We start from the raw sequence: 24,233 nt of genomic DNA, 5'->3' as shown, positions 1-24,233 counted from the left end.
TATGCATCATTCGAGCGTGGGCTGGACCGGGATGGTCTGAGGGACGCCGGTCAGCTCGAGAGCGGCTCGGAGCGGGGAGTCCAAGGGGACGACGAGGCGGAGTTCTTGGCGGCGGTGGGTGACTCGTTCGGCGAGCCGGAACAGCATCGCGATTCCTGAGCTGTCGAGGTACGACGTTCGGCTCAGGTCGACCACGATGACCCGGACGTCGGCGGAGGCGACGCGGCTGATCGCGTCGCGCACCTCGACGGCGTTTGTGAGGTCGACTTCGCCACACACTCGCACAACCTGTACGCCGTCAATCGTTCGAGCGTCCACCACCGCGTACTCGGTCACTCGTCGTCCCCTGCCACCACGGTGCGCCGCATGCGGACCGTCGTGCCGTCCGGGCTGCTCTCGACGTGCACGGACTCCATGAGTCCGCGGATCAGCGTGAGGCCCCGGCCTCCGCCACGGTCGGCTGGGTTCCGCCACTGACCGTGGTCGCGCACGGTCAGCTCAACCGAGCTGACCACGAGTCGCGCCTCGACATGCAGGTCGCCAGGCGAGGCGCCGTACGCATGCCGTACGACGTTGCTGCAGGCCTCCCCACAAGCAATCGCGATCTCGCCGGCTTCGCGCGCGCCGACGCCCGATTCGCGCAGCCAGCGGCCCAACGCGTGCCGGACCTGGAAGAGCACGCGGGCGTCGGCCGGCACGTCGAGGGTCAGGGGCGTTCCGGCCAGCACCAACGACTGGAGCGCGACCAGTGCGATGTCGTCGGAGGCCTCGCCGTTCTCCGGGACGGCTGCCAGAACCTGGTCACAGAGCGCGTCGAGGTCGGCCGAGCCGACGCCCGACGCTTCGGCGCGCAGCCGATCGAGGCCGTCCTGGATCGACAGCGCGCGCTTCTCGACCAGCCCGTCGGTGTAGAGCAGGAGAGTGGCGCCCGGCCGCAGTTCCTGTGTCACCTCGGAATAGTCCCGCTGGGCGAGTACGCCGAGCGGAGGGGCCAGGCCACCCTCGAGATACCGCGAGCCCTCGGGGTCGATCAAGAGGGCGGGCGGATGACCGGCGTTCGTGAACCGGATCGTGCCGCTGTCCGGGTCGTAGAGGACGTAGAGCAGCGTCACCATCTCGGCTACGGGCAGCTCGCGAGCCAGCTCGTGCAGGCCGTTCATCACGCTGACCGGCGAGGGATCGTGTACGGCGTACGCCCGGACCGCCATCCTCAGTTGTGCCATCGCTGCCGCTGCCTGCAGACCGTGCCCTGCGACGTCACCGATGACGAGAGCGATCAGGCCGCCGCGAAGCTGGATCACGTCGTACCAGTCGCCGCCCACATGCAGGTCAGCGGTCGCCGGGACGTAGCGGACGGCCACTGCCACGCCGGGGATGTCGGGCATCCGTTCGGGGAGCAGGCTGCGTTGCAGTGTGTGGGCGATCTGGTGCTCGCGCCGGGTCTTGGCCTCCTCCAGGTTGAGCTGCTGTTGCGTCGCGTGCCGCTCGTGGATCTCATGCCGCAGGCGGTCGCTGGTCGCCGAGAGCTCGGCCGTGCGGTTCTTGACCCTGCCCGCCAGGTCGGCGGCCGCGGACATCAACGCGCGAGCGAACTGCAGACGCTCCGTCACGAGCGCCGCGAGGAAGAACGACGTGAGCGCGACGGTGGCGTTGAAAGCCTGCAGGGTGAGCATCTGCCCCAACAACGGCTGACCCGCAAACGCGCCGCGCCCGTGCGTTGCCGACCAGGTCGTGATCAGTGAGGCGATCAGCGCGGCAGGAGCCGCGCCGCGCAACTGCAGACGCCACGAGGCCCATCCCAGTAAGGGCAGCACCAGGAACAACAGAGGCAGGGTGGTGTACGCCGCCCACGACACCAGCACCGTGGTGAGCGCAAGGATGACCGCCGCTTCGAGCCAGCGCAACGCCGGCCATCGCTCGAGCTCCCAGAACAGGGGGATGCACAGCAGGAAAGGGGCGACGGCGAGCACCCCCATCGCGTCGCCGGTCCACCACACCACCCAGGCGCCGACCAGCTTGTCGGTGCCGATCGCCTTCGACGACACGAGCGCGAGTACGCCGATGGTCGCGCTGATCGTCATGCTCGCCAGCGCACCCAGGAAGACGATCGCGAGTGCGTCCCGCTGCCGATCCAGCTGACGCCGGAACCCGACGCGCTCGAGGATGATCGCCGCCACGAGGGGCGCGAGCGTGTTGCCGACGGCAGTGACCAGGGCGGGCGCCGGGCCGGTGCTGATCGGCAGGTTCACGGCCAGTGCGGCGAGCGTGACGCCCGGCCACACCGACCTCCCGAGCAGCAGGAAGGCCGCCAGCGCGATACCGCTGGGTGGCCACAACGGCGTGATGTTGCGCTCGACCAGCGACAGCCGCAGACCCAGGCGCGCACCGAAGTAGTAGGCGGCGCCGACCAGGACGATGGTCACAGTGGTCCGTCCCAGGTCCACCGGTAGGCGGAGCCTGAGCGCTTTCGAGGTCCACGACACTGGCGCGCGCCCAGCCATGGCTGTTCTACGGCGCCACCAGTCGCGGCACTGCCTGTGACGCGTCGAGGTCGGCCGGGGCGGCGTACCTGCTCGTCGCTTGGGGTGTAGCCACCTTGTTCAACTCTCCGGGTCCAACTCTCCGGCCGGGGCCCAGCGCCTCATTGCCTTAGCTCATAGGACGCTCGAAACCGGGCTACGTCAAGCACAGCACGAGCCGTACAGGAGGGGTTACTCCGCTGGGGCGGAGGCCTTGCGGTGGGCGGCGTTGTAGCGGGCTTTCTTCTGGCGGTTGCCGCAGATGCCCATGTCACACCATCTGCGGGTGCGGCTCTGGCTGGTGTCGAAGAAGGCTGCTTGGCAGGTTGGTGAGGCGCACAGCGCCAGCTTTCCGTCGCGTTCGCCGGCGATGATGCTGATCGCGTCGGCGGCGATCACGCTGAGCGCGTCCTCGACGGGGGATGTCGAGCTGAGCTGCCAGCGCCGCTGTCCGTCGTCCGTCAGGATCGCTGCGGCGCGGCCCTGGGCGCTGCGGTCGTTGATGACCTGGACAGCAGATGCGGGGAGAGCGTCCCGGACTGCGGCCGCGGTGGCGGCGGCGTGGATCGCTTCTCTCAGTTCCTGCGCGAGGGCGAGCTGGGCGGTGCTGCAGGAGTCGACGGCGAGGCCGCTCACGGTCAGCCAGTCGACGAGTCGGTGCGGCGTGGGAATGCGCTCCACGGCGTCGCCGTGACGCTCCGAGAGAGTCCCGGTGAAGCTCGTGGCCAGCACCGTACCTAGGCGAAAGTCGGGGAACGCGGGAGACATGGAACCACCTTAGCTGGTTGCGGCATCGGTTGGGTGCGTGTTAGAACCGTCTTAGCTGGTTCTCAATAGATTTCACGCTGACCAGGAGGTCTCATGTCCGGTCATGTCCAACCATTCGAAGCTCAGGTGACCGACGCGGAGCTTGGCGATCTACGCGCGCGATTGGCCGCGGCGCGGTTGCCGGAGGCCGAGACCGTCTGTCGTGCGGGGCCCGATCCGCGCCGGTGGGACCAGGGCGTTCCGCTCGCCGATCTGGTCGAGCTGGTGGAGTACTGGCGCACCGAGTACGACTGGCGGTCGTTCGAAGCCCGCCTCAACGAGATCGGTCAGTTCCGCACGACCATTGATGGGCTGGGAATCCACTTCCTGCACCGTCGGTCCGCGCGTGCGGATGCCACACCGCTGATCCTGACGCACGGCTGGCCCGGCAGCGTCGCCGAGTTCGTCGACGTGGTGGACGAGCTGGCGGACCCGAAGGATGCGGATGCGCCGGCGTTCCATGTCGTGGTCCCGTCGCTGCCGGGCTTCGGGTACAGCGACAAACCGACCACGACCGGGTGGGGGACCGAGAAGATCGCGGCCGCGTGGGTCGAGCTGATGGGCAGGCTCGGCTACAGCAGGTTCGCTGCGCACGGCGGCGACTGGGGTGGCAACATCACCACGGTCCTCGGCGGCAGGTTCCCGGCGCAGCTTCTCGGTATCCATACGACGTTCGCGGAGTCGCCGCCCGGGTTGACGACGGACGGACTGACTGCGGTCGAGCGCGCGTGGACCGAGGAAACCCGTCACTTCTGGCGCCACAGAGCGGCGTACGCGAAGCAGCAGGCGACCCGGCCGCAGACGATCGGCTACTCGCTCGTCGACTCACCGGTCGGGCTGCTGGCCTGGATCCTCGACAAGTTCGCCGAGTGGTCGGACACCGCGGACAGCCCGTTCGAGACGATCTCCAGGGACCGCGTTCTCGACGACGTCACGCTGTACTGGCTGACGCGCTCCGGTGCGTCGGCGGCCCGTATCTACTACGAGAGCCACAACTCGCTCGATCCGGAACTGCGGGTCGACGTACCGTCGGCGATCAGTGTGTATCCGCGGGACATCGAGAGGTATCCGCGGCCGTGGGCGCAGCAGCGGTACCGGCAGATCGTCCGATGGGGGTCGCCCTCCAGCGGCGGGCATTTCCCGTCGCTGGAGGTTCCCTCATATTTCGTGAAGGACCTGCAGGAGGGCCTCGCCGCCGTGTTGGCCGCTCATCGCTGATCCGACAGTGCGATCGCTTCCTGGAACGCAGTCAGGATGTAGTCGGGCACCTTGAGCCCTTGCCGTCTGTTGTTCACCCCGACCGGCTTGAACGATCGACGAGTCGCGAGTAGGCCACCACCGCCGCGAGCGCTCGGTGGCAGCGCCGGTGAGGTAGTGCTGGACGTTCCGGCTCGTCTGCTCACGTAGTCGGGTCATGGTCTCCGGTCCTTGCAAGTTGCCCAACGCAACGGTTAGCCCCCGGTGTTCAGGAAGACCGCGGTCGGGCCCGTTCTGTGACGCATGGCGCGAGCGAGGTGGCCGCAGTACGCTCGGTCGGTGGCACCGAGCCGGTCGGGCGCCGGGCTGGTTGGGCGGCGAGACGAGTGTCGGGTCCTGGACGACCTTGTCGCGGGCGCCAGGGCGGGTCGTAGCGCGGCCCTGGCCTTGCGTGGCGAGGCGGGCATCGGCAAGACCGAACTGCTGAATTATCTGCTCCAACGGTCCGCCGGCTGCCGGATCGTGCGGGCCGCCGGCATCCAGTCCGAGATGGAACTCTCGTACGCCGGTCTGCACCAGATGTGCTCGCCCTTGCTCACCGGCCTGGACCACCTTCCGGAGCCGCAACGCGACGCCCTTGCCACGGCGTTCGGACTGCGCGCCGGGACCCCGCCGGCACCGTTCCTCGTCGGCCTGGCCGCACTGAGCCTGCTGGCGCAGGCGGGCGGGGACAAACCGCTGGTGTGTCTGGTCGACGACGCGCAGTGGCTTGACCATTCGTCGGCGCTGACGTTGGGATTCGTCGGCCGCCGGCTGCTCGCCGAGTCGGTCGTGCTGGTCTTCGCCGTCCGGGAGCCGACGCAGCGTGAAACGCTCGCCGGTCTCCCCGAGCTGCCACTCAACGGTTTGCTGTCGCGCTAAGCCCTGAGGCGGCTCGACTATATCGCCGCGGCGCCGCTCGACGAGCAGATCCGGGACCGGATCCTCGCCGAGGCTCGCGGCAACCCGCTCGCCCTGATCGAGCTGCCACGCCGATGGACGGCGGCGGAGTTGAGCGGCCTCACCCCGGTTCGGGCACAAGAGTTGTCGAGCCGGCTTGAGCGCGAGTTCGGCCGCCGGCTCGAGTCGCTTCCGGCGCAGACCCGGTCGCTGATGCTGATCGCGTCCGCCGAACCGGTCGGCGACGTCGAGCTGTTGCGCCGCGCGGCCGGGCGGCTGGGCGTCGACGTCGACACCGCGGCAGCCGGCGCCGCCGAGCTGATGACCCTGAACTCTCGCGTGCGGTTCCGGCATCCGTTGGTGCGCTCGGCGACGTACCGGACCGCGTCGGTGACCGATCGGCGGGCGGTGCACCGGGTGCTGGCCGAGTCGATCGATCCGGATGTGGATCCGGATCGCCGCGCCTGGCACCGTGCACAGGCCGCCTCCGGCTCCGACGAGGACGTCGCGGTGGAACTCGAACGATCGGCAGCTCGTGCCCAGGCGCGCGGAGGCCTCGCCGCGGTCGCCGCGTTCCTTGAACGGGCGGCCGAGCTGACCGGCGATCCCGGCCGGCGCTCGGCGCGTGCGCTCGAAGCCGCGCAGGCGAAGTACCAGGCCGGAGCGTTCGAAGCCGTGACCGAGCTGCTCGCGACGGCGAGCGTGGCTCCGACGGACGAGTTGGCGCGCGCACGGATCGAGGTACTGCACGCCGGCCTCGCGTTCGCGCAGGGCCGCGGCCTGGAAGCGCCGGCACCCTTGCTCGCTGCGGCGCGGCGGTTGGAGAAGCTCGACGTACACCTGGCTCGTGACACCTATCTGGACGCTGTGTCGGCGGTGATCTTCGCCGGGCATCTCGCCCGGCACCCGGGACGCCAGGAGATCGGGACGGCGGCGCGGGCTGCGCCGCCGTCGCAGGTACGGCGTGCAGCGGACGAACTGCTCGACGCGTTGGGGGTCCGCCTGACCGACGGCTTCACGGCCTCGGTGCCGATGATCGAGAGCGCCCTGACCGCGTTCTCGAGCGACGACCTGGCCGTCGACGAGTCGCTGCGATGGCTGCTGCTCGCCGGTGTCATCGCCGCCGATCTCTGGGATCTCGAACGCTGGCAGGCGGTCACGACCCGGCACGTCGCACTCACCCGGCAGACCGGTGCGTTCAGCGGGCTCCCGCTGGCCCTGGACTCGTCGGCCGTCGTCCTCGTGTTCGCCGGCGAGCTGACGGCGGCCGCGTCTGCGGTCGAAGAGGTCCGAACGGTGAGTACGGCGATGGGCACCGTCCAACCGCCCTTCGGGGCACTCGCACTCGCGGCGGTCCGGGGTCGCGAGCGCGAGGCCCGCCCGCTCATCGAGGCCACCGTCACCGAGGGGGCGTTGTACGGCCAGGGCCTCGGGATGACCGTCGCGAACTGCCATCACGCAGTGCTGTGCAACGGCCTGGCGCAGTACGACGAGGCGATGACCGCGGCTCGTGCCGCGGCGAGGCATCAGGATGCGTTCGGTGCGCCGCGATGGGCGCTGGCCGAGTTCATCGAGGCGGCGGTGCGGCGTGGCTCGCCCGATGACGCGCCGGAGGCGCTGGAGCAGCTGTCCGAGGCTGCCAGGGCCAGTGGCACGGACTGGGCGCTCGGCGCCGAAGCGTGCGCGCGGGCGCTGCTCAGCAAGGATGCCGTCGCCGAGGACCTCTACCGCGAGGCGATCGACCGACTCGGCCGGACCAGGGTCCGCGTGAACCTCGCTCGCACGCACCTTCTGTACGGCGAATGGTTGCACCGGGCGAACCGTCGTACCGACGCTCGCGAGCAGCTCACCACCGCCTACGACATGTTGAGCACATTCGGTGCGGACGCGTTCGCGGAGCGCGCCCGTCGTGAGTTGGCGGCCGCCGGGACGAAGGTCCGGGAACGCCGCGTGACGAAGTACCTGGCGCTCACTGCTCAGGAGGAGCAGATCGCTCGGCTCGCCGGTGACGGGCTGACGAATCCCGAGATCGGTGCCCGGTTGTTCCTCAGCCCGCACACCGTCGACTGGCACCTTCGCAAGGTCTTCTCGAAGCTCGGCATCGCCTCTCGCCGGGAGATCGCGCACCGACTGACGCAGGGGGCCGTCGCAGGATCGTGATCCGACCGCCTGGTGACACCTGGTCGGTCAGCCGGCCAGGTCGGCGGCGAGGACGTGTTCGAGATTCGCGAGTTCACCGGCCCGGGAAGCTTCGAGGAAGGCGAGCAAGAACGCCGGGTGAGTCCTGGGCGCGCTGGTCACCGGTCGCACGGCGGCGAGTCGCCGGCGGGCGCGGCTGACCACCTGCCTGGTGTTCGCCGGGTGCAGGTGGAGGAAGTCGGAGAGCTGTCCGTACGGGTAGCCGAAGGCGTCGTGCAGGACGAGTGCGGCGCGCTGTCTCGGATCGAGGCTCCCGGCGACCAGCCTCAGCGCCTCCTCGACGGCGACGCGTTGCTCCGCGCGGGCCGCCGGGTCGTGGCTGGAGTCGGCCAGGTCTCGGTCCGGGGCTGTCATCGCGGTCTCGTGGCGGTGGTGCGCGGATCGGCTGACGTTGATCGCGAACCTGCTGGTCATGGTCACCAGCAGCGCCTTTGGATCCACGATCGTCGTCCGGTCCAGGCGCTGCCACCGGATCCAGATCTCCTGGACGACGTCCTCGGACTCGTTGGCATCGCCAAGGATGCGGTGAGCAACCGCCACCAGGAGCGAGCGGAGCGTGAGGAAGATCGCGACCGCCTCCTCGAGATCGCCTCCCAGTGCGTGCTCACCGCCTTCGACCGCGGCTCGTCCAGCCTCGGCCCGCTGCGTCGACTGTCTTGTGTCCATTGCGTCCGGCCTCCCGTCGATGACAGGGTTCGCACCACCTTGTGCTTCACACTGCAGTGCGATTGCCGGGACTGCACCACGTTCGGTACGTAGGACTCCGCGTGGTCCTGGCCGGTCACGTGGTCATCGTGACCACGTGGGGGAGCGGTCGCCGGCGTCCAGGTGGCGGACTCCCGGGAGGGCGCTCACGGGGAGGACGAACATCAGGCTCACCGCCAGGCCGAGCACGACCGACCAGCCCACCGCGTCGGCACGCAGGTGACCGAGGTGGAAGATCATGTGCGGCAGCGCGAACGCGGCGTACGCGATCAGGGCGACGCCCACGAGGTACCGGTCGAGCCGGATCGCGGCGGCGGCCATCACCAGGCCGAGGCCGAGCGACGCACTGCCGAAGTCACGGAACGCGTGCTCGGCGTACGGCGGGTCCCAGTCGACTGTCGGCACGTTGTCGTAGAACGACCGCGGGGCGAACGTCAGCCAGACGCCGAGGGTCAGCTGGAGGGCCGCCAGGATCACCAGGACTGCCCGGACGTACGTTCTCATCCGCAGTACTCCGCGAACGTGATCCGGCCGTACGTCGGGCCGTCGACCATCGCCTCGCCGTTCGCGAACGCGCGGAAGACCTTGCCGCCGAGCCGCACCGGGACGATCGGGCGGCGCGAGCCCTTCGCCTGCTTCCAGATCCGGGCCAGGTCGTGCACCGTCCGCCGCTCGGGACCGCCGATGTCGGGCGCATGACCCTTCAGCGGTACCTGCCCGACCAGTTCGGTCAGTCTGCTCGCCACGTCCTCGACCGCGATCGGCTGCAGGGACATCGTCGGCGCGAACAGGACCGGCGAGTAGCGCTGTGCGCTGAAGACGCGATCGATCAGGTCGTGGAACTGGGTCGCGCGCTGGATCGTGTACGGCACGTGCGACTCGCCGACGATCTGTTCGACCGCGAGCTTGGTCTTGTAGTACGACAGCGGGATTCGGTCGATGCCGGCGATCGACATCACCACCAGGTGCCGGATGCCGGCGGCGGCCTCGACCAGGTTGCGGGCCTGCTGCACGTCGCCGCGGCCGAGGCTGGTGGCCAGGTGCACGACGACGTCGACGCCGTCGAACGCGGTCTGCAGGCCGACGCCGGTGGTGAGGTCCGCGACGGCGCGGTCCGGCCCCTGCTTCCGGCTCAGCACGCGGACCCCGTGCCCGGCCGCGCGCAGGTGGCTGACAGTAGGGCGACCGAGGTGGCCGGTGCCGCCGGTGACGAGGATGGAACTCATGTCGGTGTCCTTTCTTTGCCAGTGAAGATCGGACAGCCCCCCGATTTGTGACAGCCGCTCCAGGACGCTCATTCGACCAACTTGCCCTCGGACGAGACCTGCCGCATCAGCTGCCGGAGCTCGGCCGGGATCGGTGGGATCGGCTCCTTCGTGACGTCACCCGGTCCCGACCAGACCAGGTTCACCTGGAGCGACGGGTCCAGATCGGGGAAGTCCGCACGGTTGTGGCAGCCGCGTGACTCGCGTCGTGCCAGAGCCGCGTCGAGTGTCGCCCGGGCGGCCAGCACCGACGCCTTGAGATCGAAGGCATGGGCCAGGTCCTGGTAGCCCGCGATATCGGGATGCACGCCGAGATCACCGATCCGCTCCTCGAGGTCGGCCAGCTCCGAGAGACCGGCCAGCAACCCGGTCTCGTCGCGGACGACGCCGGCGCGCGCCGTCATCGTGTCCCGGAGGGCCCGCTGCAGAACGCGCGCGTTCTCCGGCCCGTCGACGGCCAGCAGCCCATCGATCTCCGCGCGCGCCTCGGCCACGGCCGCGGCCGATCGCACCTGCGCCGGCCGGCCGATCGAGTACTTCGCGGCTTCGCCGGCCACGATCTGCCCGTACACCAGCAGTTCGATCAACGAGTTCCCGCCGAGCCGGTTCGCGCCGTGCAGACCGCTGGCGGCCTCACCGATCGCCCACAGGCCGTCGACGCCGGTGCCGTGGTCGTCGGAGCGGACCCAGACGCCGCCCATCGAGTAGTGCGCGGTCGGCGCGATCTCGATCGGCTGCTGGGTGATGTCGAGCATCTGCAGCTCGAGCAGTGTCTGGTAGACCCGCGGCAGCCGCCGCATGATCGTCTCGCGGGGGAGCTGGGACACGTCCAGCCAGACACCACCGTTCGGGGTGCCGCGGCCTTCCTTGATCTCGATGTACTCCGCGAGCGCGACCCGGTCCCGCGTCGACAGCTCCATCCGCTCGGCGTCGTACCGGGCCATGAACCGTTCGCCGAGCGCGTTGCGTAACTGACCGCCCTCGCCACGTGCGGCCTCCGAGACCAGGGTGCCGGCCGCGTTCTCGGGCTCGAGCAGGCCGGACGGGTGGAACTGCACGAGTTCGGGATCGCGGAGTTTTCCGCCGGCCAGCAGCGCCAGCCGGAACGCGTCGCCGGTGTTCTCGTCGCGCCGTGACGACGTACGGCGCCAGATCCGGGTGTGCCCGCCCGCCGCCAGGATCACCGCGTCGGCGTGGATCACGTACCGCCGGCCGGTGGCGAGGTCGAACCCGTAGGCGCCGAACACCGCGTTGTCCTTCACGAGGATCCGCGTCACGTAGACGGTGTCCAGGATCGGTACGCCGAGCTGGACCGCGCGATTGATCAACGTGCGCTGGATCTCCAGACCGGTGTAGTCACCGGCGAACGCGGTCCGGCGGTACGTGTGTGCGCCGAAGAACCGCTGCGAGATCCGCCCGTCGCCCTCCCGTGCGAACGGCATCCCCCAGCGCTCCAGGTCCTCGATGCCGCGGACGGCACCCCGGGCGACGATCTCGACCGTGACCGGGTTCGCGAGCAGGTAGCTCTCCTGGAGCGTGTCGGCCGCGTGCTGCTGCCAGGTGTCCTCCGGATCCATCGTGGCGAGCGCGGCGTTGATGCCGCCGGCGGCGAGCGACGTGTGCGCGTCCGATCGCGGTCGTTTGCCGAGGGCAAGGACCTCGACGCCTTGCTCGGCGAGCTCGATCGCTGCGCGGAGACCGGCACCACCGGTCCCGATTACGAGGACAGAGGTGGCGATCTGCTGTTCGGCGTTGCTCATCTGATCTCCTTCGGAGCGCGGGGTCCCTCATGGATGAGGACAACGCCGAGTGGCGGTTTGTGACTGTCGCTCGCGCGAATGCGTCGGACGTCACGTGTCCGAAGCGGTCGAGGCCGGATTACGGAACCCGTCGGTCTCTGTGCCGGCGCGACGACCACCCCTAGTCTTCGAGGTTGGGGGGTGGACCCTTGACCAGCACGGTGCCGGAGCTGCGCGGACGGCGTACGGAGTGTGCGCGCCTCGAGCAGCTGGCCGGCGGGGTGCGATCCGGTGCGGGACAGGTGCTGGTCGTCCGTGGCGAGGCCGGCATCGGCAAGTCCGCCCTGCTCGAGTACCTGGCCGCGCACGCCGACGGCTGCCGGGTGGTTCGGGCGTCCGGGGTCGAGTCCGAGATGGAGCTGCCGTTCGCCGGCCTGCACCTGTTGTGCCTGCCGTTGCTCGACCTGTGTGACCGGCTGCCTGGGCCGCAGGCGGAGGCGCTGGAGGTCGCGTTCGGAGTGAGCAGCAGTGGTCCGCCGGACCAGTTCCTGATGGGCGCGGCGATGTTGGGCCTGCTGTCGGCGGCCTCCGATCGAGAGCCGTTGGTCTGCGTTGTCGACGACGCACAGTGGCTCGACCAGGCCTCCGTCCGGACCCTCACCTTCGTCGGCCGCCGGCTCTTCGCGGATCGCATCGGCCTGGTGTTCGCGGTGCGCGAGCCGGTGACCGGACCCGAGTGGCACGGGTTCCCCGAACTGACGGTCACGGGTCTCACCGATGAGTACGCCGGTGCGCTGCTCGACTCCGTCGTACCCGGGCGGCTCGACACCCACGTCCGCGACCGCATCGTCGCCGAGACCAGGGGGAACCCGCTGGCCCTGCTGGAGTTGCCGAGAGGACTGACCGCGGCGCAGCTGGCCGGCGGGTTCGAGCGGCCGGACGCGCGTCTGCTCGCGAGTCGGATCGAGCAGAACTTCGCTCGCCGGGTCAAAGCGCTGCCGGAGGACTCCAAGCGCGTTCTGCTGACCGCGGCGGCCGAACCCGCGGGCGACGTACCGTTGGTCGTGCGCGCGCTCGCACTGCTCGAGCTGCCCTTGAGCGCGGCGGCGCCCGCGGAGGCCGCAGGGTTGATCGACTTCGCCTCCCGGGCGCTCTTCCGGCACCCGCTTGTGCGCTCGGCGACGTACCGGGCCGCGGACCCGGCGGACCGTCCATCGGGCGCTGGCTGCGGCCACCGATCCGGGACAGGATCCCGACCGCCGCGCTTGGCATCGAGCGCAGGGTGCCGACGGACCCGACGAGGAGATCGCCGCCGAGCTGGTCAGCTCCGCCGACCGTGCGCGACGTCGCGGTGGTGTAGCGGCCTCGGCGGCGTTCCTGCAGCGATCGACGGCGCTCACGCCCGATCCGATGACGCGCTCGATCAGGGCGCTCGCTGCTGCCCAGGCGAGCCTGGCGGCGGGTGCGTTCGAGACCGCGCTCGGGCTCCTGAACATCGCCGAACAGCGGCCGGCCGACGAGCTTCACCAGGCCCGGGTGAATCTCCTGCGCGCGCAGGTCACCTTCAGTTCTGGGCACAGCCTGGAGGCTCCGCCGCGGCTGCTCGAAGCCGCCCGGCGACTGGAACCGCTCGACCTCGGGCTCGCCCGCGACACCTACCAGGAAGCCTTGGCCGCCGCTCAGTTCGCCGGCCGCTTCGGCGGTCGGACAGGGATCGCGCAGATCGCCCGAGCCGCCAAGACGGTCCCCAGCGCGACACCGGAGCGGAAACGGGACCTCGTGTACCGGGCAGTGTCGACGCTGTTCGCCGACGGCCACGCTGCTGCGAGGACACACGCCGCGGAAGCGATGGCTGCGTTCGCGACAGAGGACGACACGACCGACCTGGACGACCTGCCCTGGATGTGGCTGGCCGCGCTGCTGCCGATCAATCTCTGGGACGACGAGCACTGGCATCTGCTCACCGCACGGCATCTCCGGATCGCTCGTGAGCTGGGCGACCTCAACCAGTTGCCACTCGCGCTCCACCATCGCGCGATGCTGAACCTGTACGAGGGGGAGCTGACGGCCGCGGCGGCGCTGCTGACCGAGGTACAGACTGTCAGCGAAGCGACCGGCGCCGGTCTGGCGGCGTACGGCCAGATAGGACTGGCGGCCTGGCGCGGACTGCCCGGTGCGGGGTTGATGATTGCCGCGAGCATCGAGGACTCGGAAGCTCGCGGTGAGGGCGGTGCGGTGACCTTCGGGCAGCTGATCAATGCGGTGCTGCACAACGGGCTGTCGGAGTACACGGTCGCGTTGCGGTCGGGACTGGAGGCGACCGCTTATCCCGCGGAGCTCAGCCAGTCCAGCTGGGCGCTGCCGGAGCTGATCGAGGCCGCGTCCCGCGCCGGACAGCCGGATGCGGCGGCCGATGCGTACGCCAGGTTGCAGCTGCAGGCTCAGGCTTGCGGTACCGACTGGGGTCTCGGGGTGCTAGCACGGTCGACCGGGTTGCGATCAGGCGGGAGCGCGGCGGAGGCGGCGTACCAGGAGGCCGTCGAGCGCTTGGGGCGGACGCGGATGCGGATGGAGCTGGCGCGGGCACATCTGGTGTACGGCGAGTGGCTGCGCCGCGAGCGGCGCCGCGAGGACGCGCGAGGCGAGCTGCGGGCGGCCCACAAACTGTTCGCGGCCGCCGGTGCCGAGGCCTTCGCGGAGCGCGCCGCTCGACAGCTGGCGCAGGCAGGGCAACCGGTAGGCGACCCGCGCGCCGGCAACGGGTCGGCCCGGGACCTGCTCACTGCGCAGGAGGCCCAGATCGCCGAGTTGGCCGGATCTGGCCTGACCAATGTGGAGATCGGCACCCGGCTGTACCTGAGCCGGCACACCGTCGACTTCCACCTCCGCAAAATCTTCACCAAGCTCGACATCACGTCCCGCAAACAACTCCGCCCTTAATTGCTGCACCTTGCCGATGGGGAGCGCCTCGGCATGAGCCTGTCGGTCACCTACGATCGCGGCGCGGATGGGTGGCTCCGGAGCGGAGGATGACGGTGAAGACGGACAATCGCACGCAGTTCCGCGGCTGGTGACCCATGGCGCACAAGGTTGAGTTTCGGTTGTCGGAGAATCCGTGGGCGCCGACGGCGGTCATCGAAGAGGTGAACGCACGCACGGGCAGCGGTCTCCTGCTGACCGGGCTGGCGGATCAGGTGGGTGGCTCCAGCAGCGCCGCGTTTGTGGCGTGGCCAGATGGTCGCGAGTCAGCGATGACCCGCACTCTCACTCCGTTGCCCGTTATGCGACAGACGGCGGCGGTGCTCAACGACGTACGCCGACTGGGGTTGCCTGTTCCTGCGCACGAGCTCGTGATGGAGCTTTCTGATGGGTACGTCGTTGTGGTGCAGGAGCGACTGCCCGGTCATCACGTTGATGCACTCGACCAGAACACGGCAGGCGCGATCGTTGCGATGAACAATCGCTTTGCCGGGGTGTTGCGTGATCATCCACAGGTTCCGCGGCCGCGAGCCTTTCCGGACACGACTCGCGGGTACGGCGCCTTCGGGCACACCGTCGGGCGTCTTGGCGAACGGGGTCGACGGCTGCTGGAGCGACTGCTCGCAGTCGACGGCGGGCGACCGTTTCGCATGCAGGGCGACGACCTGGTGCACACCGACTACACGCCAGGCAACGTCCTGTTCGATGCCGCAGGCAACGTCACCGGCGTAGTCGACTGGAACGCAGGAGCATCCCGCGGCGATCGGCACTACGCACTCCTCGGCCTGCAATGGGGCAGCAGCGGCGAGACGGCCGGCGCCCACCAGGTCGAGGCCGAGCTAGCCACCCTCACCCCTGCCACCAGACGCACCTACGAGGCCCACTGGATGATCGACAAACTCCACGACTCAATCCTCAAAGCCTTCCCACCGGACCGCATCGAGACCGACCTGATCCAGGCAGAGCAGACCCTCGGTTGATGCGTGAAAGGCTGAGCGGTGCGGTGGAACTTCGACGCGTGGAACGGAGGGGAGCCCGCGGCGCGGCGGAGGTTGCTCGGGTTCGGGGACGACGGGACCGGCGATCCGTTTTGCGTCGCGTTGGATGGTGAGCCTGGCGTCTTCATCTGGTCTCCGATCGGGCAGGAGGCGCGCCTGCTCGCGGCAGATTTGCGGGAGTTCTGGTTGAGATGGCTGGCGGGGAAGATCACGACCTGATGGGTGGGCACGAGGCTCGGTAGGGTGCTGGGTGTGGGATTTGAGGGGTGGCCGCGGGCGGCGTTGGAGGTGTTGGTGCGGCTCGAGGGGGAGCCGTCCGTGGCGGTCCGGCGGGAGTGTCGGCGGGGGCGGGAGGAGTTGGTTCGGCAGCCGATGATCGGGTTGCTGAATGCGGTGGCCGACGCGGATCCGGAGTACGAGGACTTCTCGGTCTGGGGTTATGGCGAGGTGCTGCTGCAGGCGTGGCAGCGGCAGAACGCGATCATCCGGCTGGCTCGGAACGTCGAGTTGGGGGTCGGGTTCGATCTCGACGGTCTCGAGGTCGGCGTGGCGTGGTGGTACGGGCCGTCGGCGCAGATCGAGCGGTACCGGGCCGCGGTGGCGGATCCTGGGTCCGGGCGGCGACTGGCGGCGATCGTGCGGCAGTTGGAGGAGCAGGGGTGCGTGATCTCGGGCGACCTGCTGAAGCGGCCGCTGCGCGGGTACCCGGCCGATCATCCACGGGCGGAGTTGCTGCGGCACAAGTCCCTCATCGCACGCCGGCCGCTCGGCTGCGACGAGTGGATCCACACCCCCGCCGCAACCGACCGAGTACTAGCCACCCTGTCCGAGCTACGCCCACTCGCCCACTGGCTGGTCAAACACGTGGCAAATCCGTAAACCACCCGCCCGCGGTGTCGGCTTGGACCGCGCTGGCCACACAGCCGTCCGGACTTCCCAGCAGCCGATCGCGCCAACCAAACCAGCCCGCACTACCCACACCGGCCCGCGCTGCCTGCCAACGCGCATCACTCACACCAGCCCGCGCTGCCTGCAGACGCGCGCCGCCCACGCCTAACGTGCGCCGCCGACGCCCAGGTCAGCATGGCGTCGGGCTGCGGATCGACATCATCCATCAGGTGCGACGCGATCGCGTACACGACGTACGACGCGGCGTCGACGACGATCGCGAACGGCGCGCTGAGGACGCCCGCGCTCTGTCTGCCAGCCTGCCGCCCACGTCAGCCCGCGTCGCCTGCCCGACGCGCACCATCCACCCGCGATCTCGGAGGGGATAACCCCGCGAGGTGGGGGTTCTGCCTTCCCGCACCAACAGACAACCCCCAACGTCAACGGATATCCCCGGCTCGCGCACCGTGCGGCGAGGCCCTGGGGTGCGCTGCGGCTGTCGATGTTCGAAGTCGTCTGCGCAGATGTCCGTACTCGTGGGCAACGGGCGATGCGGAGCTTGCTGCCGCTGGCTAGCTCGGGAGTAGTCCTGGTGGGAGTTCGTGGTTGCGACGGCCCATTGCGAGGTTTCTGCTGCTTTCAGCCACTGCCCTGGTGTCATCGGCGGAAGTACGGTGAACGGCGTTGCAAGCCCAGAGTGTCCAGCAATGAGCGGCGGGCCCGCCCTCGTACGGTCGTGATCGCGGTGATGGATGCCGCTTGCGACCGGGCTGCTGCCTGATGCAGGTTCACCGCGCGAACCTCAAGGAGCGCTCAGCCAGTTGTCTAGTGCTGCCCCGAGATCCCGTCCGCGATGGTAGCCGCGCTGGGTGATCACAGCTGTGAGGTGACGTGCCTCCTCCAGATCCTCAGCGTTGGCATGCTGGAGCAGCGTGCGGAGGTCTCGGTCCCTTTTCTCACTGGACCGCCAGAGCAACTTGACCGCGATCAGGTGCCCGATGCGAGCGACGGGGATGTTCAGGTCCGGTGGAACTTGCAGGGGTTCCGCCGCTTCCGCAACTTCGGCTTCGACGCTGCAACTCGCGAAGAACAAGTCGAGGGCCACGTCCTCGTGAACGGCAGTGCAGTCCAGCCGCACGGTCGCAAGGCGGCCGGTCTGGTCGTGCACGATCGCTTCCTTCAATCGGTAGCCGACGGCGAGTAAGTCGTCGACACGCGCCTTCGCCGTCGCGTCGTCGGGTACGGCGACGGCGATGTCGATATCCGCGGTGGGTCGTGGCTCCGCCCGTACGCATAGGGCGAGTCCACCGACCAGCGCCCAGGGCGCCCCCAGGTCATGAAGATCGCCAACGACATGTGAGAGGGCCTCTTCGATCATGGCCAGAAGGATTCACCCAAGGGGTCGGACACGGCAAGAGAGTTCACGCGACCTTCTCAACGGTCCGCATGTCCGACAGCACAAGCCGCTCGCGGCCGCAATCGTGACCGATCCAAGGCGCGGCGCTCGCGGTACGTGGTGCGGCCGGAGCATGCGGGCTGGGTGGGGTGGGAGCGTCGCGGACCGGCAGCTCGACAGGAGGTGTCTGGTGCTGGGGTAGTGCACTTAGGCGTGGAACGGTTGGCGTGTACGGCGTCTCGCAGGTGTACTACCTGTCGAGCTGCCGACTGAACCCGCCGACTGAACCCACCGAGTAGCTCGGGTGTGGCGTCGTGGGGTTAGATCCAGCCGGCGTCTTGGGCTATGCGGATTGCGTCGAGGCGGTTGCGGGCGCCTACTTTGGTGATGGCGTGGGAGAGGTAGTTGCGGACGGTTGCGGGGGAGAGGGCGAGTTCGTGGGCCATCTGCTCGGTCGGGTGTCCGCTGCGCGCGGCGCGCAGTACGTCGGTCTCGCGGGTGGTGAGCGGTGAGTCGCCGACCTCGATCGCGGTGGCGACGAGTTCGGGGTCGATGACGCGTTGTCCGGCGGCGACGCGGCGGATGCCGTCGATGAGGTCGGAGGCGGGTGCGTCCTTGACGACGAAGCCGCGGACGTGTGCCTTGAGCGCGCGCAGCAGGTTCCCCGGTTGCCCCAGTCCGGTGAGGATGACGACCTGACAGTCCGGTACGTCGGCGTGGAGCTGCTCGGCCGCGGTCAGACCGTCGAGCCCGGGCAGGTCGATGTCCAGGACGGCGATATCAGGCTGCAACTCGCGAGCGGCGTCCAGCACCAAATCACCGCGGTCGAGCTCGGCGACGACCTCGAAGTCGGGCTGGAGCGACAGCAACGCAACCAGCGCCGCGCGAATGATGTGCATGTCCTCGGCGATCAGCAGCCGAATCATGGCGTGTCCTCCGCGATCTCGACTGTCAACCGAAACTGGTCGCCGCTGCGACTGGTACGCACCGAACCGGACAGGTCCGCGACCCGCTCCGCCAGCCCCGCCAGCCCACTACCTCCGACACTCCCTTGTACGTCGGGAGCGCCATCGTTCACGATCTCGAGCCGGACCGTTCGCCCGGCCGATGACGTTGTGAGCGAGCAGGTGCTGGACCGACTGTGCCGGAGCAAGTTCGTGACCCCTTCGCGGATCGCCCACCCGAACACCTGCTGGCCGACCGCGGTCGACGGCAGTACCGCGGCATCGACGGACACCCGAACGTTCGCAGCGGTCAGCAAGCGCGTGGCCCCGGCGAGCTCCGTCTCCAGCGAGACCTCGTGATCGTCGCGGGTGACCGCCTGCAGGTCGCGCAGCGCGTGGCGGCTGACTTCGGCGGCCTCGGCGATCTCACGGCGCGCGCGGACCGGATCCTGATCGAGCAGTGCGAGTGCGAGGTCACCTTTCAGCGAGACGGCCGACAGGCTCTGTCCGAGCAGGTCGTGCAGATCGCGGGAGAGCCGGAGCCGTTCGTGCTCGACGGCCGAGTCGGCGAGGGCGAGGCGACTCGTGCGGAGCTCTGCGGAGAAGCGGACGAGTTGCGGAGCGGCGTACAGCGAACCGGCGGCGACCGACAGTCCGACGAGGTCGTAGATCACCTGCAGCACAACGGTGGACGAACCGCGGTTGTTGATCGTGTCGGCGGCGACCGGTGCTATGAGCAACAAAGCGGCGACCACCAGCCGTGCGCGGCGATGACGCCGGAGCACCATCGCGGACGACGCGGCGGCGAAGCACTGCATGCTGATCCAGTTCCAGCTCCACCACGGCAGCGGGGCGTAGACAGCCATCAGCAGTACTGCGTAGATCACCGGCCAGCCCCGCGGGAGGCCGCCCTTCGACGCCGCGACGGCGAGGCGGAGTTGGGCGATGCCGATGATCACCGCGAGGGCCAGAACGAGGAGCGGTTGTCCGGCCGTCGCGTCGGTCGCGTTCAACGTATACGTCACCGGAGGCACGAGCCAGGCGAGCGTGACCGCGACGACAGGCCAGGTATGCCGGCTCACGTCGAGCCCTCCTGGTCGACGCGCACGCCATCGCGCGTGACGGTCAATCGGTAGCTGCCGGAACCCTCGGCCAACAGGCGGCCGACCGCCACGCGCAACTCACGTCCGATGCGCGCAGCGTCCTCCGGGTCGAGATCGTCGATGCTCGCCGTGACCTGCACCCGTACGCCGCCCGCGCTCAGCAGCTCGACGGCGCTGTCGATCGAGGCGGCGACCGATGGTTGCCGGTAGCTCTTGATCAGGCGCCGCGCGCGGGTGAGCGTCGTCCGCGCGATCTCGACGGTTCCTTCCACCGCCGACCGCGTGGTCGCAGGGTCGGCGAAAGCCCGGTCCGACCGATGCGCGATGGCGACCAGCTCCGTCCCTACCGTACGACGCAACTCCTCGTCGATCCGGAGACGCTCGGTGACGACCGCGTCCGCGGCCAATCGCCGGCGGGTGGCATCGAGCTCACGCGCCGAGTCGATCAGCCGCAGCAACACGTATGGTCCCAGCACCGCGTTGACCGGGAGCACACCCCACACCCACAGCTCAGGGTGCCCGGACCAGCGCGCGAGCGGGATCGGCGCGAGCCACAGAACGGCGTACAGGATCCATGACCAAGGCGTCGGTACGACGATCAGGACTGCGAGGGCCAGCGCGGACAGGGCTCTCGGCCACCACGGGCTGGCCCAGGGGAGCGCGCCGACGATGAGGACGGCGATCGCGGCGAGCAGACCGTACGCATACGTTCGCGGCCGCTGATCGAGTCTGCCGGTGATCCGCATCCAGACGAGGTGCAGGAACAGTGGGACGTACAGGACGGTCGTGACCACGTCGACGGTGAGGACCGGCCACGGCGTGCCGGCGAGTGCGGCCGCGGTGAGGCTGACGGCGGGCAGGCAGATGCTGAAGGCAAGCACACCGGCGCTCGTCAGCCGGATCAGCCGATCTTGCCGCGGCTCGGCCGCCATCGCCCCCACTCCGGCCCCCGTCTCTTCCGGCCGGCCGCCCGTGCCGGATCGCGACCAGGATGACATCCCCGGCCGGGCGAGGGCGAGAGCTGCGGTCATCCCGGCAGCATGCCGCGACACCAGTTGTCCGCGGTAGACGCCGATGTCGCCGGGCGGTGATGACATTTGTCATCGCCAACTGGGGACATCGCGATCTCCCGCGCGCACCGGGTGCCGATCGAGAGTGGTGCACGTATTTCCACTACTTCGAAAGGCATCACGATGACCACCGTGCTCGACACCGACCTGCAGGCAGTCTTCGACCAGATCTACACCGCCTGGGCGGCGGGCGACGCCGACGCGTTCGCGGCCGTCTACACCGACGACGCCACCGTCACGATGCCCGGCGTCTTCCACCAGGGCCGCGACGCCGTCCGCGCGAGTATGGCCGCCGGCTTCGACGGCCCGTTGAAGGGCAGCCGCGGCGTCGACACCCCGCAGGACGTCCGGGTCGCGGGCGACACGGCGATCGTCGTGAGTCGCGCGGGCATCGTGCCGGCGGGCGCGACCGACGTACCCGCCGGGCGTGACGTGGTCGCCACCTGGGTGCTGACGAAGCAGGACGAGCGCTGGCTTGTGGCGGCGTACTGCAACACCCCGGCGCAGCGGTAAGCAGCCCTTCCGGCCGGCCAGTGCGCGGGATTAGTTGACCGCATAAAGTATGGGCAGCCGGACTGGAGGGGCGTTTGATGGTGAGCTGGAAGCAGCAGGCGGGGGAGTGGCGCGACGAGGCGTACCTCGGGGCGGTGTCGCACGCCATGCCGGATACGGCGTTGCTCGGGAACGGCGATGTGGGCGTGACGTCGGGCGGGAAAGCCGGCGTGAAGGCCTTCAGCCTCTCGAAAGGCGACTTCTGGAATGCGCACCCGGAGCCGATGCCGGCCGTGCTCGGGGGCGTGGCACTGATGAGTGGTTCGTGGTCCGGGTTCCACGAGACGCAGCACATCGTGGAGCCCCGGATCGTCAGCGAGCTCGGTACGTCGCTGTGGATGGAAACGTGGCTCGCGGCCGAGCGGAACGTGCTGGTCACGGAGATCACGTCCCGCGATGAGGGGGCGATCGAGCTGACCGTGCGGGTCTGGCCCGGTCCGTGGCGGGAGAAGGACGCACAGGCGGCGTACCGGAATGCCTGTGGTGCCTCGGGGGATGTGCTGTGGGCGTCGCGCGCGACTGCGGAGGGCGGCGCCTGGGTGTCTCGGGCGGCGTTCGCGACGCGGCTGCTCGGCGCTGCGGACGCAGGCCGGCCGCAGGTTGTGGGAGCGGGGATCGAGCAGCGGTTCACGGTGGCGGCCGGCGCCACGATGTGGGTGGTGAGCTGCGTCGCCGGCGGTGGGCGGAACGCCGTCGAACCGGAACTCGACGCCGTCGCCGAGGTCACGGCGCTCGGTGTGCGAGACCTCGAGCGGGTACGCCGTGACAGCCGCCGCTGGTGGGAGACCTATTGGCAGCAGTCGTCAGCGGATCTCGGGGACGATCTGATCGAGCGGTTCTACTACGCCGCGCAGTACTTCCTCGGTGCGTCGAGCCGCCCCGGCAAGGTTGCACCCGGGCTGCACGGGATCTGGACCACGACCGACTTCCCGGTGTTTCACGGCGACTACCACCTGAACTACAACGCCCAGGCGCCGTACTACGGGGTCTACTCGAGCAACCGTCCCGAGCTCGTGCTGCCGTTCTTCCAGGTGATCGAGGACTACCTGCCGGAGGCGCGACGTCGTGCGCGCGAGGATTTGGCGCGGGTTCAGCTGGAGTACATCGCGACGCGCTTTCCCGACGGTGGTCTGCCCGGGGGAGCGCTGTTCCCCGTTGGCCTCGGACCGTACGGTTCGACGACCGACGACGTGTACCTGAACCAGGTGTCGAACGTGCTGTTCACCGCATCGCAGTACGTCGAGTACTTCGACCACACGCAGGACACCGAGTTCCTGCGCGACACTGCGTACCCGTTCTTGCGGGACGCCGCCGAGTTCTTCGCGCACTATCTCGAGTGGGACGAGGGTCGGTATCGCCTGTGGAGTGGGCCGCACGAAGGCTCGTGGGGCTCGAACTCGTCGGTCGACATCGCACTGCTGCGCCAATTGCTGACGTTGCTGGTCGAGCACGAGGCGGATCTGACGGCGGTTGATCCGAAATGGCGGCACATGCTCGAGCATCTGCCGTCGACGCCGACCGCGGTGGTCAACGGCCGCATCGTCTACGCCCTCGCGGACGCGGGCACGCTCAAGGGTGACGATCCCCGCGACATCCGGCCCGGCGACAACACCGTGAACTTGGAGTTCATCCATCCGGCCGGTCAGAACGCCGATCGGCAGATTGCGATCGACACGCTCGACGCGATGGATTCCTGGGACCAGGAGAACAGTTTCCCGAAGGTCTTCACGCAGGCCGTGCGTGGCGGTTATCCCGCGGAGAAACTGCTCGACATCCTGCGCTCCGTCATCGAGCGCCGGCAGGCCCGGAACCTGCGGATCACCGACGGTTGGCACGGCATCGAGAAATCGGGAGCGACGGAGGCGATCAACAGCATGCTCGTTGCCACCCGCAACGATGTCGTCAGTGTCTTCCCGCACTGGCCGACGACCCGCGACGCGTCCTTCACGACGCTGCGTCAGAAGGGCGGTTTCCTGATCTCGGCGGCGCAGCAGGACGGACGAGTGACGTTCGTCGAAATCGTCAGCTTGGCCGGCCGACCGCTGCAAGTCCGCAATCCGTGGCCCGAAGCCGCCGTACTCCGCAATGGGCAGCCCGAGCCGGGGAGCGATCAGGAGATTCTCCGGTTCGACACGGATCCGGGTGACCGGATCGAGCTCACCGCGGTTAATCAATTGACGTCCACCGAGGCGTCCTGATCTGCTGAGGGCACGTACGCCCGGACCAGCCGGCGTGAACCGGAAGGAGGAAGCCGATGTCTGTTCTGTCCAGCTTCGCTCTGAAAGGTTCTCTGGTTTGGTATTCGCACGTTCGTTCAGCTATGAACACTGTGGCGTAGAGGTTTCCCTCGACGCCCCCGGCACCACCCATCGCAATCATTGCCCGAGTTGTCTGTGGTCGCGGCACCTCGACCGCAACGTTCCGGGTGATCGGAAGGCCGACTGCTCCGGCGGGATGGAGCCGATCGCGGTCACGGTCCGCGGCGAGGGCCGGTGGGTCCTCATCCACCGATGTACCAATTGCGGACGGCTTCGCCTGAACAAGACCGCCGGCGACGACAACGTCCTGCTGCTGATGCGGCTGGCCGCGCTGCCCCTGACGATGCCCTTCATCCCGTTCGCCGCCGAGCCCGCGACCGCGACCGCCAGCAACGGCAACGGCAACGGCAACGGCGCGTCCCCGCCCGCGAGGAAGCCGAGGGCGCGGAAGGCGAAGACCTGACGGTCAGAAGAACATGTCGGCCGCGGAAGTCGCCAGCATCAACGGTACGCCGATCAGCAGCGGCGTCAGCGCCGCGATCGCGATGACCAGTGGCGACCATCGCCGCGGTGGCGGGGGGGGCCGCCGCGCGAGCCCGGCGCCGGCCGGGCCGCCCCGCGGGCGCCCCCGGCCCGGGGGGGGGGGGCGGGGCCGCAGACCCCAAGCGCGGTCCC

At 69.2% G+C, this 24,233-nt stretch carries 21 protein-coding genes and 1 pseudogene; 10 read left to right on the top strand and 12 right to left on the bottom strand.

Going from position 1 to position 24,233, the window contains the following annotated elements:
* Positions 1–6: 6 nt before the first annotated feature.
* The 3 genes from ACWGID_RS13205 to ACWGID_RS13195 form a co-directional block, all read right to left on the bottom strand.
* The gene (locus ACWGID_RS13205; protein ID WP_452196682.1) at positions 7–336 is read right to left on the bottom strand and encodes an STAS domain-containing protein; all 330 of its coding nucleotides are present in this window, start codon (positions 334–336) and stop codon (positions 7–9) included.
* Positions 333–2,423, bottom strand: a complete 2,091-nt coding sequence (locus tag ACWGID_RS13200; protein WP_452196681.1) for a SpoIIE family protein phosphatase — start codon at positions 2,421–2,423, stop codon at positions 333–335. The genes ACWGID_RS13205 and ACWGID_RS13200 overlap by 4 nt, the downstream gene beginning before the upstream one ends.
* A 288-nt stretch (positions 2,424–2,711) precedes the next feature.
* Positions 2,712–3,287 (bottom strand): CGNR zinc finger domain-containing protein, encoded by a 576-nt coding sequence (locus ACWGID_RS13195; protein ID WP_452196680.1) that lies wholly within the window; start codon positions 3,285–3,287, stop codon positions 2,712–2,714.
* 93 nt (positions 3,288–3,380) lie between these two features.
* Here ACWGID_RS13195 and ACWGID_RS13190 point away from each other — a divergent pair, with 93 nt between their 5' ends.
* From ACWGID_RS13190 to ACWGID_RS13180, 3 genes are all read left to right on the top strand, one after another.
* On the top strand, positions 3,381–4,544 hold the full coding sequence (locus ACWGID_RS13190; protein WP_452196679.1) for an epoxide hydrolase family protein: 1,164 nt from the start codon (positions 3,381–3,383) through the stop codon (positions 4,542–4,544).
* A gap of 318 nt (positions 4,545–4,862) precedes the next feature.
* Positions 4,863–5,444 carry an AAA family ATPase gene (locus ACWGID_RS13185; RefSeq protein ID WP_452196678.1) on the top strand — a complete coding sequence of 194 codons (582 nt, stop codon included), beginning with the start codon at positions 4,863–4,865 and terminating at the stop codon, positions 5,442–5,444.
* A gap of 162 nt (positions 5,445–5,606) precedes the next feature.
* Positions 5,607–7,622 carry a LuxR C-terminal-related transcriptional regulator gene (locus tag ACWGID_RS13180; protein ID WP_452196677.1) on the top strand — a complete coding sequence of 672 codons (2,016 nt, stop codon included), beginning with the start codon at positions 5,607–5,609 and terminating at the stop codon, positions 7,620–7,622.
* Between the two features lie 27 nt (positions 7,623–7,649).
* Here the strand turns inward: ACWGID_RS13180 and ACWGID_RS13175 are convergent, their stop codons facing one another.
* The 4 genes from ACWGID_RS13175 to ACWGID_RS13160 form a co-directional block, all read right to left on the bottom strand.
* Entirely contained in the window at positions 7,650–8,327 is a 678-nt protein-coding gene (locus tag ACWGID_RS13175) for a sigma factor-like helix-turn-helix DNA-binding protein (protein ID WP_452196676.1), read from the bottom strand.
* Between the two features lie 123 nt (positions 8,328–8,450).
* Positions 8,451–8,870, bottom strand: a complete 420-nt coding sequence (locus tag ACWGID_RS13170; protein WP_452196675.1) for a DUF4345 family protein — start codon at positions 8,868–8,870, stop codon at positions 8,451–8,453.
* Positions 8,867–9,592, bottom strand: a complete 726-nt coding sequence (locus ACWGID_RS13165) for an SDR family oxidoreductase (protein ID WP_452196674.1) — start codon at positions 9,590–9,592, stop codon at positions 8,867–8,869. The genes ACWGID_RS13170 and ACWGID_RS13165 overlap by 4 nt, the downstream gene beginning before the upstream one ends.
* A 68-nt stretch (positions 9,593–9,660) precedes the next feature.
* A complete protein-coding gene (locus ACWGID_RS13160) occupies positions 9,661–11,391 on the bottom strand; it encodes an L-aspartate oxidase (RefSeq protein ID WP_452196673.1) in 1,731 nt (576 codons plus the stop codon).
* 200 nt (positions 11,392–11,591) lie between these two features.
* Between ACWGID_RS13160 and ACWGID_RS13155 the strand changes: the two are divergent.
* The 4 genes and pseudogenes from ACWGID_RS13155 to ACWGID_RS13140 all read left to right on the top strand — a co-directional run.
* Positions 11,592–11,987: pseudogene (locus tag ACWGID_RS13155) on the top strand (ATP-binding protein); the annotation flags it as partial.
* Between the two features lie 550 nt (positions 11,988–12,537).
* A complete protein-coding gene (locus ACWGID_RS13150) occupies positions 12,538–14,310 on the top strand; it encodes a helix-turn-helix transcriptional regulator (protein WP_452196672.1) in 1,773 nt (590 codons plus the stop codon).
* A 341-nt stretch (positions 14,311–14,651) separates the two neighbouring features.
* On the top strand, positions 14,652–15,329 hold the full coding sequence (locus ACWGID_RS13145) for a phosphotransferase (RefSeq protein WP_452196671.1): 678 nt from the start codon (positions 14,652–14,654) through the stop codon (positions 15,327–15,329).
* Positions 15,330–15,599: 270 nt separating this feature from the next.
* Positions 15,600–16,226 carry a DUF2461 family protein gene (locus tag ACWGID_RS13140; protein ID WP_452196670.1) on the top strand — a complete coding sequence of 209 codons (627 nt, stop codon included), beginning with the start codon at positions 15,600–15,602 and terminating at the stop codon, positions 16,224–16,226.
* An 811-nt stretch (positions 16,227–17,037) separates the two neighbouring features.
* Here the strand turns inward: ACWGID_RS13140 and ACWGID_RS13135 are convergent.
* The 4 genes from ACWGID_RS13135 to ACWGID_RS13120 form a co-directional block, all read right to left on the bottom strand.
* Positions 17,038–17,613: a nucleotidyl transferase AbiEii/AbiGii toxin family protein gene (locus ACWGID_RS13135; protein WP_452196669.1), complete on the bottom strand. Its 576-nt coding sequence runs from the start codon at positions 17,611–17,613 to the stop codon at positions 17,038–17,040.
* A gap of 338 nt (positions 17,614–17,951) precedes the next feature.
* Positions 17,952–18,557 (bottom strand): response regulator transcription factor, encoded by a 606-nt coding sequence (locus ACWGID_RS13130; protein ID WP_452196668.1) that lies wholly within the window; start codon positions 18,555–18,557, stop codon positions 17,952–17,954.
* Positions 18,554–19,657 (bottom strand): sensor histidine kinase, encoded by a 1,104-nt coding sequence (locus ACWGID_RS13125; protein WP_452196667.1) that lies wholly within the window; start codon positions 19,655–19,657, stop codon positions 18,554–18,556. The genes ACWGID_RS13130 and ACWGID_RS13125 overlap by 4 nt, the downstream gene beginning before the upstream one ends.
* The gene (locus tag ACWGID_RS13120) at positions 19,654–20,775 is read right to left on the bottom strand and encodes a hypothetical protein (protein WP_452196666.1); all 1,122 of its coding nucleotides are present in this window, start codon (positions 20,773–20,775) and stop codon (positions 19,654–19,656) included. The genes ACWGID_RS13125 and ACWGID_RS13120 overlap by 4 nt, the downstream gene beginning before the upstream one ends.
* Before the next feature lie 96 nt (positions 20,776–20,871).
* On the opposite strand from ACWGID_RS13120, the gene ACWGID_RS13115 reads away from it, so the two are divergent.
* The 3 genes from ACWGID_RS13115 (at position 20,872) to ACWGID_RS13105 (ending at position 24,021) form a co-directional block, all read left to right on the top strand.
* Positions 20,872–21,261 (top strand): SgcJ/EcaC family oxidoreductase, encoded by a 390-nt coding sequence (locus ACWGID_RS13115; protein WP_452196665.1) that lies wholly within the window; start codon positions 20,872–20,874, stop codon positions 21,259–21,261.
* A 77-nt stretch (positions 21,262–21,338) separates the two neighbouring features.
* Complete coding sequence (locus ACWGID_RS13110) at positions 21,339–23,498, top strand: glycosyl hydrolase family 95 catalytic domain-containing protein (protein ID WP_452196664.1); 2,160 nt, start codon at positions 21,339–21,341, stop codon at positions 23,496–23,498.
* Positions 23,499–23,532: 34 nt separating this feature from the next.
* Positions 23,533–24,021, top strand: coding sequence for an RNHCP domain-containing protein (locus ACWGID_RS13105; protein ID WP_452196663.1), 489 nt, complete (start codon positions 23,533–23,535; stop codon positions 24,019–24,021).
* A gap of 3 nt (positions 24,022–24,024) precedes the next feature.
* On the opposite strand, the gene ACWGID_RS13100 is transcribed toward ACWGID_RS13105, so the two are convergent.
* Positions 24,025–24,233: hypothetical protein (locus tag ACWGID_RS13100; RefSeq protein ID WP_452196662.1), on the bottom strand; the 209-nt coding region annotated here is incomplete at its 5' end.

The organism is Kribbella sp. NPDC054772, from assembly GCF_053611945.1.
Note: the sequence above shows the minus strand (reverse complement) of the source record. Positions and strands in the feature narration are given on the sequence as shown.